The organism is Nonlabens sp. (genome assembly GCF_047636915.1).
In the GTDB taxonomy this organism is placed as follows: Bacteria; Bacteroidota; Bacteroidia; order Flavobacteriales; family Flavobacteriaceae; genus Nonlabens.
The window spans coordinates 44384-60447 of the sequence record NZ_JBLIGN010000009.1; the positions used below are offsets into that span (position 1 = coordinate 44384).

Below are 16064 nucleotides of genomic sequence, written 5' to 3' on the forward strand. Positions count from 1 at the left end.
ATAATTCAATATAGCGGCTTTGGTTATTTTTTTTACTTTTTAATGAATTTCTGTATTGAAATTTTATGATCCACAATCACCTGACTGATATAAATTCCCGTAGATAGAGAAGCCACATCAATTTGGGTTTGTCTTTCTATGCTGCGTCGAAGAACTGGCTGCCCATTCATGTTATAGATCACCAACTGTGCTTTATCTGAATTTGCAAGTTCAATAGTCACCTCATTTATAGCATGGGTAGGAAATAATTGAAAAGAACTGATGAGTTCCTCATTATTAGTCAAAATCGCAGAAGACTGTCCACTCACCATTTGATCGCCACCATTGCCATTAGCATTATTTGCTTGAAGAGTTGCGTAGTAAAATGTGACAGGTCCAAGGTTAGAGGCTGGTGCGGTCCAAGAAAGATCCCAATTATTGCTGCTAGTTCCTGAAGAATTATGAGTCAATCCATTAGTATCAGTACGTAATTGAGTACTTGTACCTGCTGTCCATGTTCCTATCTTAGCTCCACCTGCAACTTCTGCAGTGATGTTAAAACCAAATTTAGATACGTTAGAACCGTTGATTCCTAAATTAATACTGTAGGTTTGACCCGCTGTGTAAGCGGTAGGCATATTTGTTAATGCTGGAGTACCTCCATGATTTGATCCTGTCGCATGACAATTGGTGCAAGTACTTCCACCATCACCTGGCGAACCTGAAAAATTTCCTGTTTGACCACCAGAAAAACTAACCAAACATAAAAGTCCTATAGGAATAGCTGTTAGAATGCTGTAAAATGAGTAATTTTTTTTCATAATGTTTATGTTTTAATTAGGTGAATTTATAAATATGGCTTGATCTACTTTAACTTCTTGTAATAAGTCATCATAGCCTAAGCAACGGCCTTTGATAGTGTAAGGTTGATTTATTTCTGTATCATGAGCATTGGATAATTCAATAAACACCTGACCATTTAAAGTTATAGATGTTGTTTTTACATCAGTGGCAATTCCTGAAACTTCAATCACTTGATCTAAAGCCCGCACATCATTAGAAGCATCATCATCTGTCAAAAGAGCTGTAAGTTCTGATGTCGTAAATGATGAAGTCGCATCACTAGATGCTATGTCTCTATGGTCTTGGTACACAAAATTATACCCTAGAAACCCCATAATGACAATAATAAAAAAAACTAAAAGTATCTTTTTTTTCATTTGTTATATCAATTATACATATAATTTACAATATATTCCTAACAGAATCATATATTTATAGCAAAGAATACCGAAATGAAACACCTTTTGTTTTACCTTACGATAGTTTTAACACTTATCTCTTGTACAAACACAAGCCCCGAGGACCTTGAAGATGGTACACCCATAACGGGATCCGTTAAATATGGTGCCGATATTTTTCCAATTGTAGAAAGTCAGTGTTTGTCCTGTCATAATGATAATTTTGCTTCCGGAAATAATAGTTACAGCAGTTATGCTCAATTTAGAGTTGCCACAGAAAACGGCAATGTTATTGACAGAATCACAAGAAATGTAGGAGATCAATTACTCATGCCCCAAGGCAACCAACTTCCACAAAACAGTATCAATCTTATCTTGCAATGGCAAACGGATGGATACCTAGAAAATTAACCCAATATGAAATGTTTATTCCCTTTTCTGGTGCTCATAACAGTTTTACATACACATGCACAAAAACATGTGACTAAAACGGGAACCATAAGTTTTGAAGGTTCTGTGGAAACCTTTCAACCCATTAAGGCTACTAATGAAAGTACTACCGTAGTATTAGATAATAAAGGCAATCTTGCAGCGCTGGTCTTGATAAAAGGCTTTCGTTTTCCTGTCGCATTAATGCAAGAACATTTTAATGAAAATTATATGGAAAGTGATGACTTTCCTAATGCTACGCTCAGAGGCAAGTTTGCCAATTACGACACTTTTGTGTCTGATGGTTCTACTCAAACATTACAATTCATAGGAACACTTGAAATGCACGGCATTAAAAAAGAGTTAGAAATCCCCATAGAACTCACCTATACGGCAGCAGGATATAAACTGCTTGCTGAATTTAAACTCAACCCGAGCGATTATAACATTGATATTCCTTCTATAGTCAGTAAAAAAATAGCTGATAAAATTACAGTCGTTGTAAAGGCTGTTATGACCGAATAATAAAAATTACAACCTCATATAGTTGGTAAATTAGGAATACTTTTCTCTTTAATAACACCTATCTTTTTATTTTTAAATTGAAATAACCATAGGCTAAGCCTAAAATCAAATTCAGCTGAATTTTATTATTACGAAGTAGGTTATATGCTTCAAAAAACAACCAATGACGCGCTTTCCGATTCTCTTTTATCCATAACTTAGAACTTTTCAATAAAGCTGTAACTATTACCTCCTAAAAAGTCAAAATAGAATAGGGTAAAAGGAATCCTTTATAATCTTAAAACAAGATATAAACTTTCAATGCTCCATTTCCCATGGCACTCAATCTATAAACCATAGATTTACCATCTGATCCTCAAGTCACAAATCGCTCTTCTTATATCGTATTGGCAATCCTGATTGTAAATGATTCTTCTACGGAGGTTACCAATACTCTTCCTCTGGTAATAAAAGTGATTTCTTTACCTTTTGGAAAAATTTCTATTTTTTTTACACCGCCAATGATCGAAATAAATTTCTCGCTGTTGCTTATTTGTTGTGTAGTAATATCTACCACAAGTTTTTTAGGCTCTTGACCTTCTTTCATGGTACCTAACTTTCCATCAAGACTAAAACAAAGTGTTCCCTTTTCAAAAGATAAAAAACGCACTGGACACTACTTAACGGAAGTTAATTGGCTTGTATTAGAGCCGTCTAAATTTGATTTATGAACGTTAAACGTACCACTCTGTTCACTTAAATAATATAAGGAAATTTGATCCGTAGGAAAACAGGCAGTTTGTCTTCTCCTTTAAAAATAGTGATCATTTTATGCGTATCTGTAGCAACTTCAGAGTTCCAAATATCTCTTGTATGCTTTTTTGATGTTGCTTGCGCCAATTATCTTCATCTCCTTTTTTATAGTGGTATAAAATCGTCTTGCCATCTATACGTACCTTGAGAAATTCTGCGAGAATAGTAAATACTTGATCTACTCATCCACCAGCAACGAGCACATGGTACACTTCTAGCTGTGATCCTGGAGAAAACTGTCTGTGGTTAACCTCATCCATACGCACAACTCCAAAAAGCATTTTTTATCATCCTGTGTAAATGCAAACAGCACCTGCGATTGCATTTATGACATTCCCACCAAAATTTCTATAACGGTTAGAGGCAAAAGCAATTTACTTTCCGTATTTACTCCAAACGGCATGATAATCGTGAGCTTCATGAAAGGTTAATGGTTGTATACCTACCCCTTCAAAAGAGACTTTATACAAATCACCTTTAAACGTAAAGACCATAGTTTGCACCATCTGGTGATATGGTATTGTGAAGCAGCTATCCTACCTCTTGTTGTTCGTGAATACTAACACCTATTAGGAGCAATACCCTAGTAAAAAGAAATTTTATAAGTGAATTTTGGGTTAAGCAAAATCTTATTATTTGATATAAGAGATGGTCATAATTCACAACAGATCCGGTTAAATATAATTTTTTAATTAAACATAAATGTGTCTATGTGCTGCTTTCGCGAAAGCAGAATAATTAAAGTATTTTGTTCTTTAAATTAATACCTAAAATACGGTCTTTAAAGAATCCTGTTCTTTTATGAGACTACTGCCTTATATAATACACGAAGCGATGATGATTCTCTTTCTATCAGAAGATGAAGTAAGTTCTCCTTCATCCATACTTTGAGGAGCATCCTAGTGGTGTCCTTTGCTTTTGTAATTCCCAATGATATCATTAATGCTCCTGCTGCAGATATTTCATATAAATGTAACTCCTTTAGCTTTAAAGTCTAGAACGACTACCTTTGCAGTATCATTAAACTATTATGGCTAAGCAAGGAAAAGAAAAGAATACCAGAAATAAGAATAAGCATACGGAGCTTATAGAACGTATTAAAAACAAAAAACGCAGCAAAAAAGAATTGCGTACAGAGCGGTTAAAGGCGATTACTAAAGCGGCTCAAGAAGCTGCGAGTAAAGAAATTTTATAACGAATTGAATACGTAGGTTACATTTGTTTAAATAGCTCAAAGTGATCCATAAAGAACAGTATTCTACTCAACTTTTACATAGACTTTAATTCAAAAACTGCATGTCATTTTAAAGTATGCGCTGCTATTTATGTATTTTTTATTTTCTTCATATCGGTTGCTCCATATTAATTCAATAATTTAACCGATCAAGCATCACAAGTAAAAGAAACTCCTGCACCTATATTACATATTTTTTTTTACGAAACGACATCCAAAAGATTCATTACAAAAAGTATTGATTTTTGTTTACAGCGGCAATTGAAACAGTGGTCGCAAGGAAATTTACAATCACGTAGCTCGAAATTTTGTACGCAATGGAGTTACAGTCGTACAAACTGATTATACTAAAAGTCTTGTATCAAGCTATAAAGAAATGGCAGAGCAAATTGCACAATCCATAAAGTGAATACAAAAAATATTGCAACATATAATGGAGATCCTGATCAAATCTACGTGACTGGACATAGTGCTGGCGCACATTTAGGAGCGCTTGCTATTATGAATAAAGAATACCATATACCCACTAATACCCTAAAAGGTATTATTTTAAACGTTGTCGTAGGACTAGACATCTACTCGTATTTATTAAAAAACAAAACCACTAAAAAAACAATTACCACAATATACGGACGTTGGATCCAGAAAATTGGAAAGCCGCTTCTCCCTATTACTCTATTGATGAAGAAACGCCCAAAATAAAAATCTATACAGGAACGACAACCTAGGCATCTATTATAGCTGGTAATAAGAAATTTGCTCTAAAGCTTCAAAGATATCAGCCCAATGCTCACATAGAGTTTCTAAACAAAAAACATGTTCCAATGGTCACTCAACTCTTTTTTCCATAGAATGATCTCCTAGAAGAAATTGTGGCATTTATGAAAAAAGGATAGGAGGCCTTTACATTGTCTGCCCTACAGTGCACCATACCTATTTCACATCAAATTATTTTGTCTAAATTGTTTTTGTTTTACTCATCTTTATCTTAAAAAACAATTTGCATTAATATTTCGGCCGCTGAGATATCTGTTCCTTGAGCAAAATCTGTCTTGCTATAAGAAGCTTGTAACTTTAAGTTATTTGCTCTAAAATATTTAGTAAATCCTATCGAATAACTATTTGCGTCAAGTAAGATAGAATTAAGATTATTTTCAAATTCTGGAGTGGTTTGCTCGTATCTTAGATCAAGACTGTAACCACTTTTAGTAACATAACCCGTTTGAAGGCTGTAACTGCTTCCTAATACTAGAAAATTACTTACTTGTGATGGTACGAGTAAATTTGCTCCGGCAGTGTCTAAAAAGGCCAGTTCTATACCTCTTGCACTTGCGTTTACATACTCCCCTAAAAAGGAGAATCCTTTATATTTCAATAACAAATCCAAGTATTGTTGTGAGTAATCTGGAAGATTTTCAATACCATTTGCATCAAAAAACAAAAAATCTCCATGTCTTTCGCCATTTGGACCACTAGCACCGTTGTTATAACTTATTGCTCCACCCAATAACATTTTAAGTTGGCTCTCATGAGCAAGATCTGCTGTGTACCTATCGTTTCCTTTTTTAAAGGCACCCAATGGATAAATATCTAAACGTGCTCCGTATTTAACACCCCCTTTATCTGTATCTCTAGAGTCTGAACCGAAGGAGTTTCTTCCATCTCCTGAAGTAATAGCGACTGCTGGTGAAATTATAAATTCAGTTCCAAATGATCCTTCTACAAAAAGCCCAAATTCTCTACCCGTTTCACTGAATAACTGACTTAATCTACTGCGGTCTGTAAATTGTAATCTGTCTTCTCTATAAATCATCTCCCGATTGTTCAAGAAGGTTTGTTTTTGTCCTGCGCTAATAGTAATGTTTTCTGTGGGGTGATATGCCACCCAAGCATCTAACAAAGGCTGGTTAAAGCTAAAATCTGATTGAAGCAAAAAGCTTACTTTTTCTTCTAAGGCTTTTCCACTTATGATAAGATAAGTGCGCTTTGAGTTAAAGAAAAAGTCTGCGTCAGCTTCTGATAATTTTTCAAAGCTCGCACTAGGTTGAATAAAACCACCTATATTAAACAGGTAGTTTCCTTCATTAAAAGAAAACTGCAATCCTTCTCCTAGGTTAAAGTCTGCTTGATTAGGCGCTTGTTCTTCCTCCTGTGACCAAAGTATAGCGGTTGCACCTACTATTAATAAACAGGATAAGTATGTTTTTAATGACTTCATTTTAAATTGTTTTAGGTAATCTATAAATTGGTAATTCTTCATTTAAACTCGTTTCTAATACTCCAAAACTCACAAAGCTATTAGGAGCTTCTGGTTCCAGTACTTCAGCAAGTAATGGTGCGTTTTTTTGATTTGTATAAATGATAAATGTTCCTTTAGAAAAAGCAATACTTTTATTTTCCAAGCTTGTTTTTACCGTCTGGAGCTTCATTTTTTCGTAGCGTGCTGTAGCTCTATCATATTCAATTATTTTGAATGCCTCCACTTTATAGCTGGTTTCTTGTTCTAGTTGTTCAACTTGTATCCCCAGTGTTTGAAGCTTTTCTATCATCTCAATTTGTCCTTTGTGAATCAGATAAGCTGCTGGTGCTGATCTGGTCAATTGAGCTTGCATTTGACTCGCATCCCTTATAGTAACGTCTAGGTCTATGAGTTCTTTTGTATCAATATCAATAAATTGCAATTGATCTTTATACACCGTTCTTAAGCTTGTTACTGTTAAGCTATCCTGTGAAATCTGTGCTACCTGTATCGCTCTTTTTACAACTGATACATGATGATAAGCTGTTGTTAAATAAGACATGCCAACTATATAAGTAGTAGCTATCCTGCGCTTAAATGAAGTTCTATTGAGCTTAGACCCTCTTACTTCAATCAGTGAAGAAATCGCATTAGTAAGCGCATAAGATGTGGCACTGGAACGGGCACTATTAGACCCTTGGTTGAAATGTATCGCTCCTCTAAACTTATTAGATGATACGTAATCATGATGTCGCAAACCATGAGCATCCAGTGCCATCTCTGTATGACCAGAAAATAAAGAATCTGTAAGGGTTCGCATATTTTGAGGTACGTTAAGATTTCCTGATTTCAATAACATCACGTCATAAGAGCTCATGACACCGAAAGAACTGAGTTTAGAAAAGTCCTTTCTAAAAGCATTGTACTCATGAAAATCAATGGCTACCTCTGCCTTATAATCTGAAAAGGTTTTCTTAAGGAACACACTTTCTGGAGCCATTAATTTAGTTTGATCTCTATTGAGATCCAAACCATTTGCAGCGTATCTATCTTGCTTTAAGTACCCGTCAATGTTTGCCATAGGCACTGCGGCTATCTCTAGTCGCTCTAAAAGGTATTCGTGTTTTGGGTTGTTGACGAGCTCCTGTAAAAGATATAAAAGACCCTCTGTACTAGCAGGTTCATTACCGTGCAGTCCACCTTGCATCCATACTTTTATTTTCTCTCCAGTAGTCTTTTTATTTAAAAGGTGAATTAATGGGACTTGATATCCTTTCTGAGACACACCAATGTAACTTAGTTCCACCATATTTGGCTTTACTTTTTGCAATTTTTCTAAAAAACCAATAAGCTCTTCATAATCTGTAAATCCGTCTTCTTTCTGTAAGGCTGGAGTTACGTCCTTAATGGTATCTGCATCTTGAAAATATCGTTCTGTTATCTTTTTAGACTGTGGATTAGATTGCGCTAATGTTACCAACGATAGAAGCAAGAAACCAGTTAAAAGGAGTATCATCTTCATATTTAAAAGGCTAAGGTTAATTGAACCCGACCTATCCACTCATTTCCATCAATGGGATTGCTTTGGAAATCATTAATCATATCGCCCTCTACATAGGTTAACGAAGTTTGGATTTTCGCACCATAATTACGGCTCAAATATTTACTGATTCCGATCGTGTAATAATTGGGCCTGCTATAAAAAGTAGCGTTATTTAAAAAAGAATTGTCATCTGGATTGAGGCGTGTATACCTGCCATCTAATGATATTCCATTTTTAAACAGATAACCTGCTTGAATGTTATAACCATTCCCTAACATCATTCTTCCTTTGACAAAATTTTGTACATCTTGCATTCCTGCTACATCAAAATTAGTAGATGTAGAGCCGTCATTGCGAACTCTTTGTGTAATATCATCTGGAACCGTTGCTGTTGCTCCTACATACTCTCCCAATACAGAAAAACCTTTGTATTTGAACAAAAAGTCGATTCCGTACTTGGTATAATCCGGAAGTGATTCCTCATCAGTATCATTTAAGTAAAGTATAGCGCCGCTATTGCGACCTCTTCTACTACTCATTCCATTATTATAACTATAGTTGACCCCTATTACTAATTTAGGTGTTTGTTCTCTAACAACATCTGCCTGTCTAAATTGGCCGAAATTTGTGAATAATCCAAAAGGTAAAAAGTCTACTCTACCACCTACTTTTAGTCCACCAAAATCTCTCCCAAAAGCATTTAATCCATCTCCATTTGTCAACACAAAATAGGGTTTTAAACGAGATATGTTTCCTGTTTTGAAATTTCCTTGAGCAAATAGACCAAATTCCCGAATCGATGCAAATGCCGATGTTAACCTGCTGCGCTCCACTAATTGCAAGGCATTAGAGTTTATAAACAACTCTCGATTATCCGTATAAGTCGCTCGCTGACCGAAGGCTACATTGATTCTTTTCGTAACGTCATAAGAAACATAAGCATCGAGCAGGTAGTTAGATTCAGTGTCATCACCAGCCTCTGATGAACCACTTAAATCTATTTGGAATCTATATTTAAAACGTTCATTACTAGAGCTTCCATCAAACCTTAATCGAGCGCGTCGCAAACGAAATCTGTTTAAGGAACCAAATTCATTATCTGAAGTATATTGCTTTACTTCCATCCCTGGTTGTAAATAACCTCTAATATTGAAATTGCTACCATTATCTGTTTGAAATCGAAGACCTTCTCCAAATTCATAGGAATTGAGTTGAACTTCTTGAGCTCGAACCTGAGAAATCAGGATCCAAATACAGGGAATTAATATTAGTTTTAAAATCTTCATATAACTTTGATATTTTCTACGATTCAAAATTTCCAGTAATTATAATTTTGCCGTTATTCATCATTTGTTTTCCTCTTGCAAATACATCTGTAAGCACCAAATTATTATCAAATGCACAGAAATCTGCATCACTTCCTACGGCGGTGTTTCCTTTATGCTTAAGACCTAGGTTCTTTGCTGGGCTTGAGGTAATTAATTTAAAAGCCTCTTCAATAGGAATACCGCCAAGTTGAATCAACTGCACTACTTGATCTAGATTTGCTTCTATAGGTGCGATTCTATCTCTCACAAAATTACCTTGATCATCTGTAACCGTTAGTCCAGCATGTCCATCGGTACTAAAAGTCATCAAATCCATAGAAACTCCTTGTTCTAGAGCATAGAGTACCGACTTATATGGTTCTGTATATTTAGATGCTCCTGTGGTTATATCTATGCTTCCTCCTATTTTTGCGAAAGCGATAGCCTGATCAAAAAGCTCTTTAGTACGTCCTACATGTGTTGGAGAAATATATTCTATTGGAAATTGATATTTCTCTACAAGCTCAAACAGTATATCCATTTTTGTATCTAGATTTCCTAAATGCACATGAAGTATGCCTTTTTTATTTGCTGTAAATCCACCAACACGAATTTGTCTCAATTTACGAAGCAATTCTAACGCCGTGGGATACGAAGATCTTATGTCACTTATAGCCACTTTACAACCCAGCATTTGATCTATAAAAATCATATCACTCTGGATGCTCTCTGTAATGGTCAAGCTGTCCACTCCATAATAACCACAAAACATATACGCTGTAACACCTTCTTGTTCTAAGGACCTTACTTTACTGTATAGAGATCTGATGTTGCGAGTGGTACCATCAGTTCCTAAAAGTCCAACTACTGTTGTTGTACCACAGGAAATTAACTCGCTTAAACTTACTTCTGGAGTCATGGAAGCAAATCCATTTTTTCCTCCTGCACCAGTGACGTGCATGTGCTGGTCAATAAGTCCTGGAGTAAGAGTTTTACCTTGTGCATCCCATACTTTTGCATCGCTTTCGTATTTAGAAAGGTCAGATGCAATGGCTACTATTTTCTCACCTGCAATAAGAATGTCCTTATTTCCTAAATGTTGTGGTGCATAGACGTTGGCATTTTTTATGAGTTTGAGCATCATTATAAAAAGAGTAAAATAAGCATTAATAATAAGGCAACGGTAAGCGGGATTAAGTTGCGTTTTACGATGGCAAGTGTAGAGACACCTGCAATCTCTGAAACCGCGATAATAACGCCTGCTACGGGAGATACGGTACGTCCCATAGAGGCAGAAAGCTGCATGGGCAAAATCATTTTTATAGGATCAATTCCTAATTGGAGCCCTATTTTAGGAACTAATGGGCCAAAAGCAAAAAAGGAAGCGTTTCCACTGCCCATAAGCATAGAAGCTAGAAATATCATAACAGACATAACTATGATCACTCCTACAGCACTAAATCCCAAGGTTTGAACCAGACTTAATAAGCCTTCGATAAAACCAAGACTAATAAGTCCTTTCGCAAAAATATCTGCCGCTATTATGAGCGTTACAACGGTTTTGAAAATATTTCCCATTCCGTTCCAAAATACATTTAAAGATTCAAAGACTTTCTTAATGCTTCTTTTCCTAATCCATTCAAACACTAATGCTATAAACAGACTGATAAACATGGCTGTAGTAGTGTCTAAAATTATAGGAGTTCCAAAAATATTGAAAAGTGACGAAAAAGCTAAAAGTAATAGTATAGGTAATACGGGAATAAAAGCATAAATCAATGGTGCTTTTACTGCCATTTCTTCTTCATCAATAGGCTCTTTAAACTTCAAATCTTTATCTCGCTTGTCATAATATCTGTTCACAAAATAATAAGTAACCATCATAGATAAAGTTAGCGGCAACACTAATAACACTTGATGATTTACAAAAAATGAAGCTGCATCCATCCCTAGAATACTTACCGCACTAGCTGTTATGGCAGATGCTGGACCTATTCCAAAAGCTGTACAACCCGTGATTACGGAGGCAGCAGATATTCTGCTGACTCCTAAATTAATAAGAATAGGAAATAAAGATGCCATTAATAATAATCCCAAACCAGCTGCCGAAGGAATGGCTACAAATAGGGTTTGCCCGATTGGTATTACTAAGGATGCTGCGAGATAGGGTCTTTTTTTTAAAAGCTTGAGAGGTTTAAGCGCTACGTATACCAATGCCTTTGAAGCACCTATATGGTCTGAATAAGCTACAAAGCCTCCTATAGACATGATCATAAGACCTACTCCTGCATTCGTTTTTGCAAATGACTCTTTTACATATCGAAATAAATCGAAAATCGAAAACCCCGTAGGTTTTAGTAGCAAAGGCATATCTAAATTCAGTAAAAAAGCAATAATGAGCATAGATAACCCCGAAACTAACAACACAGCATGTGGGTAGAATTTCTTAAGGAGTAATACAGCTGTTATTGCTATACATATTAGTGATAAGATAGGACCTAAATTGCTCATGCTATTTATGCTTAGAAAGATGTTCCGTCCAATTTAGTGCCTGGAGAAAAGAGGGTGCCATTAGTAGCAATGATGGTCGAGTGTTGAACAAAACTACCTGTCAAATCAGGATCTCTCGTATAAGACTCGTCTGGATTATTAGACAATGGAGAAATATCAAATGTGAGAATGGTATTTCCCGCAGCGTCTTGTAAAGTTATCAAATCACCAGCATTACTTAAATTTAGAGTTCCTCCAGAAGCTGTTTGTGTTACCGAACCACCAAAAGAGCCTGTTGGAATTCCTCCACCAAATAGCACAATGGCGGTATTAACCGGTACGATTGTCCCCGCAGGAAAAGTATGTCTCGGTGAACCGTTGAGCAAGGCATCTGCATCAAATACCATATAGCCGCTAATATCAAGTACCGCTCCTGAATTAAAAAATTCTACAAACTCGTCATCAGTGGCATCTCTGGTACCATCTCCGTTTGCATCACCTGCAATACCTGATGCTGGATCATAGGAAACTTCATTAATAATAAATCCTAAAAATGGACAGCCATTATTAGCGGGATCACCAGCTACTTGTGGGCAATCATCGTTTGCATCTAAAACCCCATCACCATCGGTGTCTGAATCATCATCTAAAATAGATATAGAAATCTCTGTATTTGAAAATAAGAGTACATTTTGAGCATCAGCAACACGTATAATAAGTGTTTCAATACCTTCAACACTGGTGTCCTGAATACCAGTTATGGTAACGCTACCTGAATTATCTCCTGCGTTAATTACTATTTCTAAAGCACTAATACTATAATCTGCCGTTGGTGTAGAAGTACCTGAAATAGATAAAGGAACAATAATTTGTTGAGTAGCCGCAGCATTTAAATTAGCCGTTAACGTAATAAGACCATTATTTTCATTTAAACTAATGTCACTTGCCTCTAATTCTAGAGCTGGTAGAATGTCATCTGTATCACAGGAAATGACACTTATGAAAACAAACAAAGCTACTGTGTTTTTTAGAAAAGAATAATATCTCATTGATAAACGTTTTTAGAGGTTATAAAAAAGCACTTTAATGTAAAATTAAAGTGCTTTTCCTATTTTGAAAGTAATTTACTTAATAATAAGTTTTTTACGAACCGAAGATTTGTTTTGAGTAATTTTTAATATATACATTCCAGAATTCAAGTCAGAAACATCTAATGGTTGATTATTACTTAAATTCAGATTTCTAATTTGTTTTCCTAAAATATCAAATACAACAATATGAAATGATTGATTGTTACTGCTTTCTATAAAAACATGACTATCAGTAACAGGGTTTGGGTACAATCTAAAGTTGGTAGTTTCCAATTGAGTTGAAGACAAAGTGAAATCGTTAGTAGCTCCTGGAGTTCCATTATCTCCATCACCAAAAGGAGAACTAGCAAGACCCCAATTAGAACCTACATCGTTACCTGTACCCGTATATTCTGTTGCCGCTAATTCCATACTAAAACCGGCACTATCTGGCCATGGTGAAGCTCCTGTATATTCAACTCTATCAATTTCAGTAGTTCCACAAGAAATTATAATTTCATCATCGCCATTTGAAAGGGTATAAACAGTCCATGCATAATCCACCGGAGCTCCTCCATTAATAGTCATGTCTGTACTTCGCCCTAAAACTAAATAACCGTTTGCAGGAACAACAGTTGTTCCTCCTGAAGAAACTATGGTATGTGTATTTGTTCCTAAATCAGTGAGGTTCCATCCGTCCATGTCAATTGCTGCGCTTGTAGTGTTATAAACCTCAAACCATTCTCCAACAGTATCGCTAACTGCTCCTGCATCTTGAAGAATTTCCGTAATAATAATATCGCCTGGATTTGCGCAAACGGCAGGAATACATACAGGGCTTGTTATCGTTCTCATTAAAGAACAAATACCTCCACCAGCTGTATCATCTACAGTTATAATTACATCTGTACCTTCTGTGATTCCTGACACCGTAATGATACCCGTTGCCATCATAGAAGGATTGTCACCACTAACAACTCCAGAATCTGCCGTCACTATATATGTAGTTGCAACGTTTCCACCAGAAAAATCTAGGGTAACCGTATACGTGTCATCTGTCATACCAGCGCCTGTAGAGTCGCAAATTGCACTGTCCGAATTTAGAGTTAAAAGACAAGGCGGAGCGCAAGCATCGTTTGCTGCTCCGGGAGTTCCTAAATTATTATTTACTGCGTCATAAACAGATGTTGCTTCACACCAGTTACTACCCGTATCGTTAGCTCCACTTGTTAAACTAGCTGAGTTTAGAGTCATACTCGCACCATTGGGATCAGGAAAATTTGTGCCACCATCATAATACACTTCGTCAATGATTGTTCCAGCAAATTCAAGTATCACTTCATCAGAGCCGTTAGACATTAAAAATGACATATCATAGACATAAGCATGCGTGATACCTCCATTAAATTCAAGATTTGCGGGGTCGGTTACTCCGCCACGACCTAAAGTTACATAACCACCTGCTGGAATAAGAACAGAATTTGTAATTGTTGCCGCATTTTGTGAGCTACCAGGTTCATCTCTAATAATCCATCCATTAAGATCGATTGAAGTAGCTGTTGTATTGTAAACTTCAAACCACTCACCAAAATCATCACTTATAGCAGTCGGGTTTTGCATAATTTCTGTAATAACAATATCACCGGGGCTTTGAGAAAAACTTAAGCAGGTAAAAAGTAAAAATAACAAGTAAATTTTTTTCATAGTTTTTTATTTAACTTCAAATTATAATCAAAACTAAATGAATTGTAAGAACTCTTTTAATACCAATTATCAAATTAGGAACATACCAATCATGAATTAAAACCCTAAATAACCTCAGACATACTTTTTATTTTACGCAACATAACTGCCGTCCTTACGGCTGCGTAACCTAAAATTAATCCCTGTTTTTTAGAATCTGTAATATAACATTTACTTAAAGAGAAAGCGGTAATATTACGCTCCTTTAATCTTTTTATGACGTCTTTTTCATGAGCTACACTAACTTCATTCTTAAAAAGAGCCACCACATGAAAGCTAGAAAATGATTTTGGTTTTATCATCATGGACGTGCAATGAATTTCAAATTCACGAATGAATAATTTATAGCGTTCTTGAGCAACTGCGATGCTCTTTTCAAGATGTTTATAAAGGTAATTGCGCTCTATAAATTGATTCATGACAATCTGAATAGAAGGTGATATAAATCTATGTGAATGTTCTTGAAGCGCTTCCACTACACCAATTAAATAATTAGGCACAATCATATACCCTAAACGTATAGATGGATGTAGCAATCTATTAAAAGTTCCCATGTATATGGTACGCGACTCATTGTCTAAACTAAAAATAGTGGGTATGGGGTTTGCTAAGTTTGCTACCTCATGCTCATAGTCATTTTCTATAATTAGGGCATTATGAGTAGAAGCCCATGTTAACAATTCTTGCCTGCGAGATAAACTCATCTTAACTCCAGTGGGATAATGATTAGATGGGGTTACATGAATTAACTTAGGGTTTTTATGTTCTGGTTTATCTAGTGTTGATAATTGAATACCTTCCTTATCGAGATTTGCTGGTATTAAATGAGCCTCACTACTTTTAAAAACAGAGTGGACATTGGGGAAAACTGGGTTTTCTAAAATCACAGCGTCACTTTTATTGATGAGCGTATTTGCTATGAGGTATAAGGATTGTAAAGAACCCGAAACGATCACTATTTGATCTGCTTGGCATTTTAAGTTTCTGCTCACATTAAGGTATTTACTAATGCTTTTTTTAAGTTCTCTTAGACCGGTAGAAGGAGCATATGATAATCCAGATGATTTTACATGCCTCCAGTAAGCATTCAGTAATTTCTTCCATTGATTTACTGGAAAAACATCTAAAGGTGGCAATCCTGGTCTAAAGGCTACATCATTGCCAGGCAATCTATTTATCAGGGAAATGTTTTTTAAATAGGATTGTCCCTTTTGAGATATCTCTGGATAATCAGAACTTTTAAAATCCTTTTTCTTAGGAAATTTATTTGGAGGTTCCAAACCGACAAAATTCACTCGGTTACCTGATCCTACCTTTGATAAAATAAGCTTTTCTAATAGTAAAAGCTCGTAAGATTTTAAAACTGTAGTACGTGAAAGCGCCATCGAAATTGATAAAATTCTCGTTGGAGGTAAAAGCCATTGGTCTGGAAGTTCTCTTTTACGAATACATCTTTTTATAGCCTTATACAA

The 16064-nt window shown here is 35.7% G+C and carries 15 protein-coding genes; 4 read left to right on the plus strand and 11 right to left on the minus strand.

Annotation, left to right across the window (positions count from 1 at the left end; genetic code table 11):
* Nucleotides 1–32: 32 nt before the first annotated feature.
* The gene (locus ACJAT0_RS02985) at nucleotides 33–800 is read right to left on the minus strand and encodes a choice-of-anchor V domain-containing protein (protein WP_415180452.1); all 768 of its coding nucleotides are present in this window, start codon (nucleotides 798–800) and stop codon (nucleotides 33–35) included.
* A gap of 12 nt (nucleotides 801–812) precedes the next feature.
* Nucleotides 813–1199, minus strand: coding sequence for an OB-fold protein (locus ACJAT0_RS02990; protein WP_415180453.1), 387 nt, complete (start codon nucleotides 1197–1199; stop codon nucleotides 813–815).
* 75 nt (nucleotides 1200–1274) lie between these two features.
* On the opposite strand from ACJAT0_RS02990, the gene ACJAT0_RS02995 reads away from it, so the two are divergent.
* The gene (locus ACJAT0_RS02995; protein WP_415180454.1) at nucleotides 1275–1631 is read left to right on the plus strand and encodes a hypothetical protein; all 357 of its coding nucleotides are present in this window, start codon (nucleotides 1275–1277) and stop codon (nucleotides 1629–1631) included.
* Nucleotides 1632–1637: 6 nt separating this feature from the next.
* Complete coding sequence (locus ACJAT0_RS03000) at nucleotides 1638–2174, plus strand: YceI family protein (protein ID WP_415180455.1); 537 nt, start codon at nucleotides 1638–1640, stop codon at nucleotides 2172–2174.
* 376 nt (nucleotides 2175–2550) lie between these two features.
* On the opposite strand, the gene ACJAT0_RS03005 is transcribed toward ACJAT0_RS03000, so the two are convergent.
* On the minus strand, nucleotides 2551–2823 hold the full coding sequence (locus tag ACJAT0_RS03005; RefSeq protein WP_415180456.1) for a hypothetical protein: 273 nt from the start codon (nucleotides 2821–2823) through the stop codon (nucleotides 2551–2553).
* Between the two features lie 1173 nt (nucleotides 2824–3996).
* Between ACJAT0_RS03005 and ACJAT0_RS03010 the strand changes: the two genes are divergently transcribed.
* Together ACJAT0_RS03010 and ACJAT0_RS03015 are read left to right on the plus strand one after the other, a co-directional pair.
* Nucleotides 3997–4161 (plus strand): hypothetical protein, encoded by a 165-nt coding sequence (locus ACJAT0_RS03010; protein ID WP_374002762.1) that lies wholly within the window; start codon nucleotides 3997–3999, stop codon nucleotides 4159–4161.
* A 444-nt stretch (nucleotides 4162–4605) separates the two neighbouring features.
* Entirely contained in the window at nucleotides 4606–4902 is a 297-nt protein-coding gene (locus ACJAT0_RS03015; RefSeq protein ID WP_415180457.1) for an alpha/beta hydrolase, read from the plus strand.
* 286 nt (nucleotides 4903–5188) lie between these two features.
* Here the strand turns inward: ACJAT0_RS03015 and ACJAT0_RS03020 are convergent, their stop codons facing one another.
* From ACJAT0_RS03020 to ACJAT0_RS03055, 8 genes are all read right to left on the minus strand, one after another.
* Nucleotides 5189–6418: a hypothetical protein gene (locus tag ACJAT0_RS03020; protein WP_415180458.1), complete on the minus strand. Its 1230-nt coding sequence runs from the start codon at nucleotides 6416–6418 to the stop codon at nucleotides 5189–5191.
* Between the two features lies 1 nt (nucleotide 6419).
* Nucleotides 6420–7955 (minus strand): M14 family metallocarboxypeptidase, encoded by a 1536-nt coding sequence (locus ACJAT0_RS03025; RefSeq protein WP_415180459.1) that lies wholly within the window; start codon nucleotides 7953–7955, stop codon nucleotides 6420–6422.
* An 8-nt stretch (nucleotides 7956–7963) separates the two neighbouring features.
* Complete coding sequence (locus ACJAT0_RS03030) at nucleotides 7964–9268, minus strand: porin (protein WP_415180460.1); 1305 nt, start codon at nucleotides 9266–9268, stop codon at nucleotides 7964–7966.
* Nucleotides 9269–9284: 16 nt separating this feature from the next.
* Nucleotides 9285–10433, minus strand: coding sequence for a beta-aspartyl-peptidase (gene iadA, locus ACJAT0_RS03035; protein ID WP_415180461.1), 1149 nt, complete (start codon nucleotides 10431–10433; stop codon nucleotides 9285–9287).
* Complete coding sequence (gene dcuC, locus ACJAT0_RS03040; protein WP_415180462.1) at nucleotides 10433–11800, minus strand: C4-dicarboxylate transporter DcuC; 1368 nt, start codon at nucleotides 11798–11800, stop codon at nucleotides 10433–10435. Before dcuC ends, iadA begins: the two co-directional genes overlap by 1 nt.
* An 11-nt stretch (nucleotides 11801–11811) precedes the next feature.
* Nucleotides 11812–12828, minus strand: coding sequence for a lamin tail domain-containing protein (locus ACJAT0_RS03045; RefSeq protein ID WP_415180463.1), 1017 nt, complete (start codon nucleotides 12826–12828; stop codon nucleotides 11812–11814).
* 75 nt (nucleotides 12829–12903) lie between these two features.
* The gene (locus tag ACJAT0_RS03050; protein WP_415180464.1) at nucleotides 12904–14553 is read right to left on the minus strand and encodes a lamin tail domain-containing protein; all 1650 of its coding nucleotides are present in this window, start codon (nucleotides 14551–14553) and stop codon (nucleotides 12904–12906) included.
* 104 nt (nucleotides 14554–14657) lie between these two features.
* A partial coding sequence (locus ACJAT0_RS03055; protein ID WP_415180465.1) for a PLP-dependent aminotransferase family protein occupies nucleotides 14658–16064 on the minus strand: 1407 nt, incomplete at its 5' end.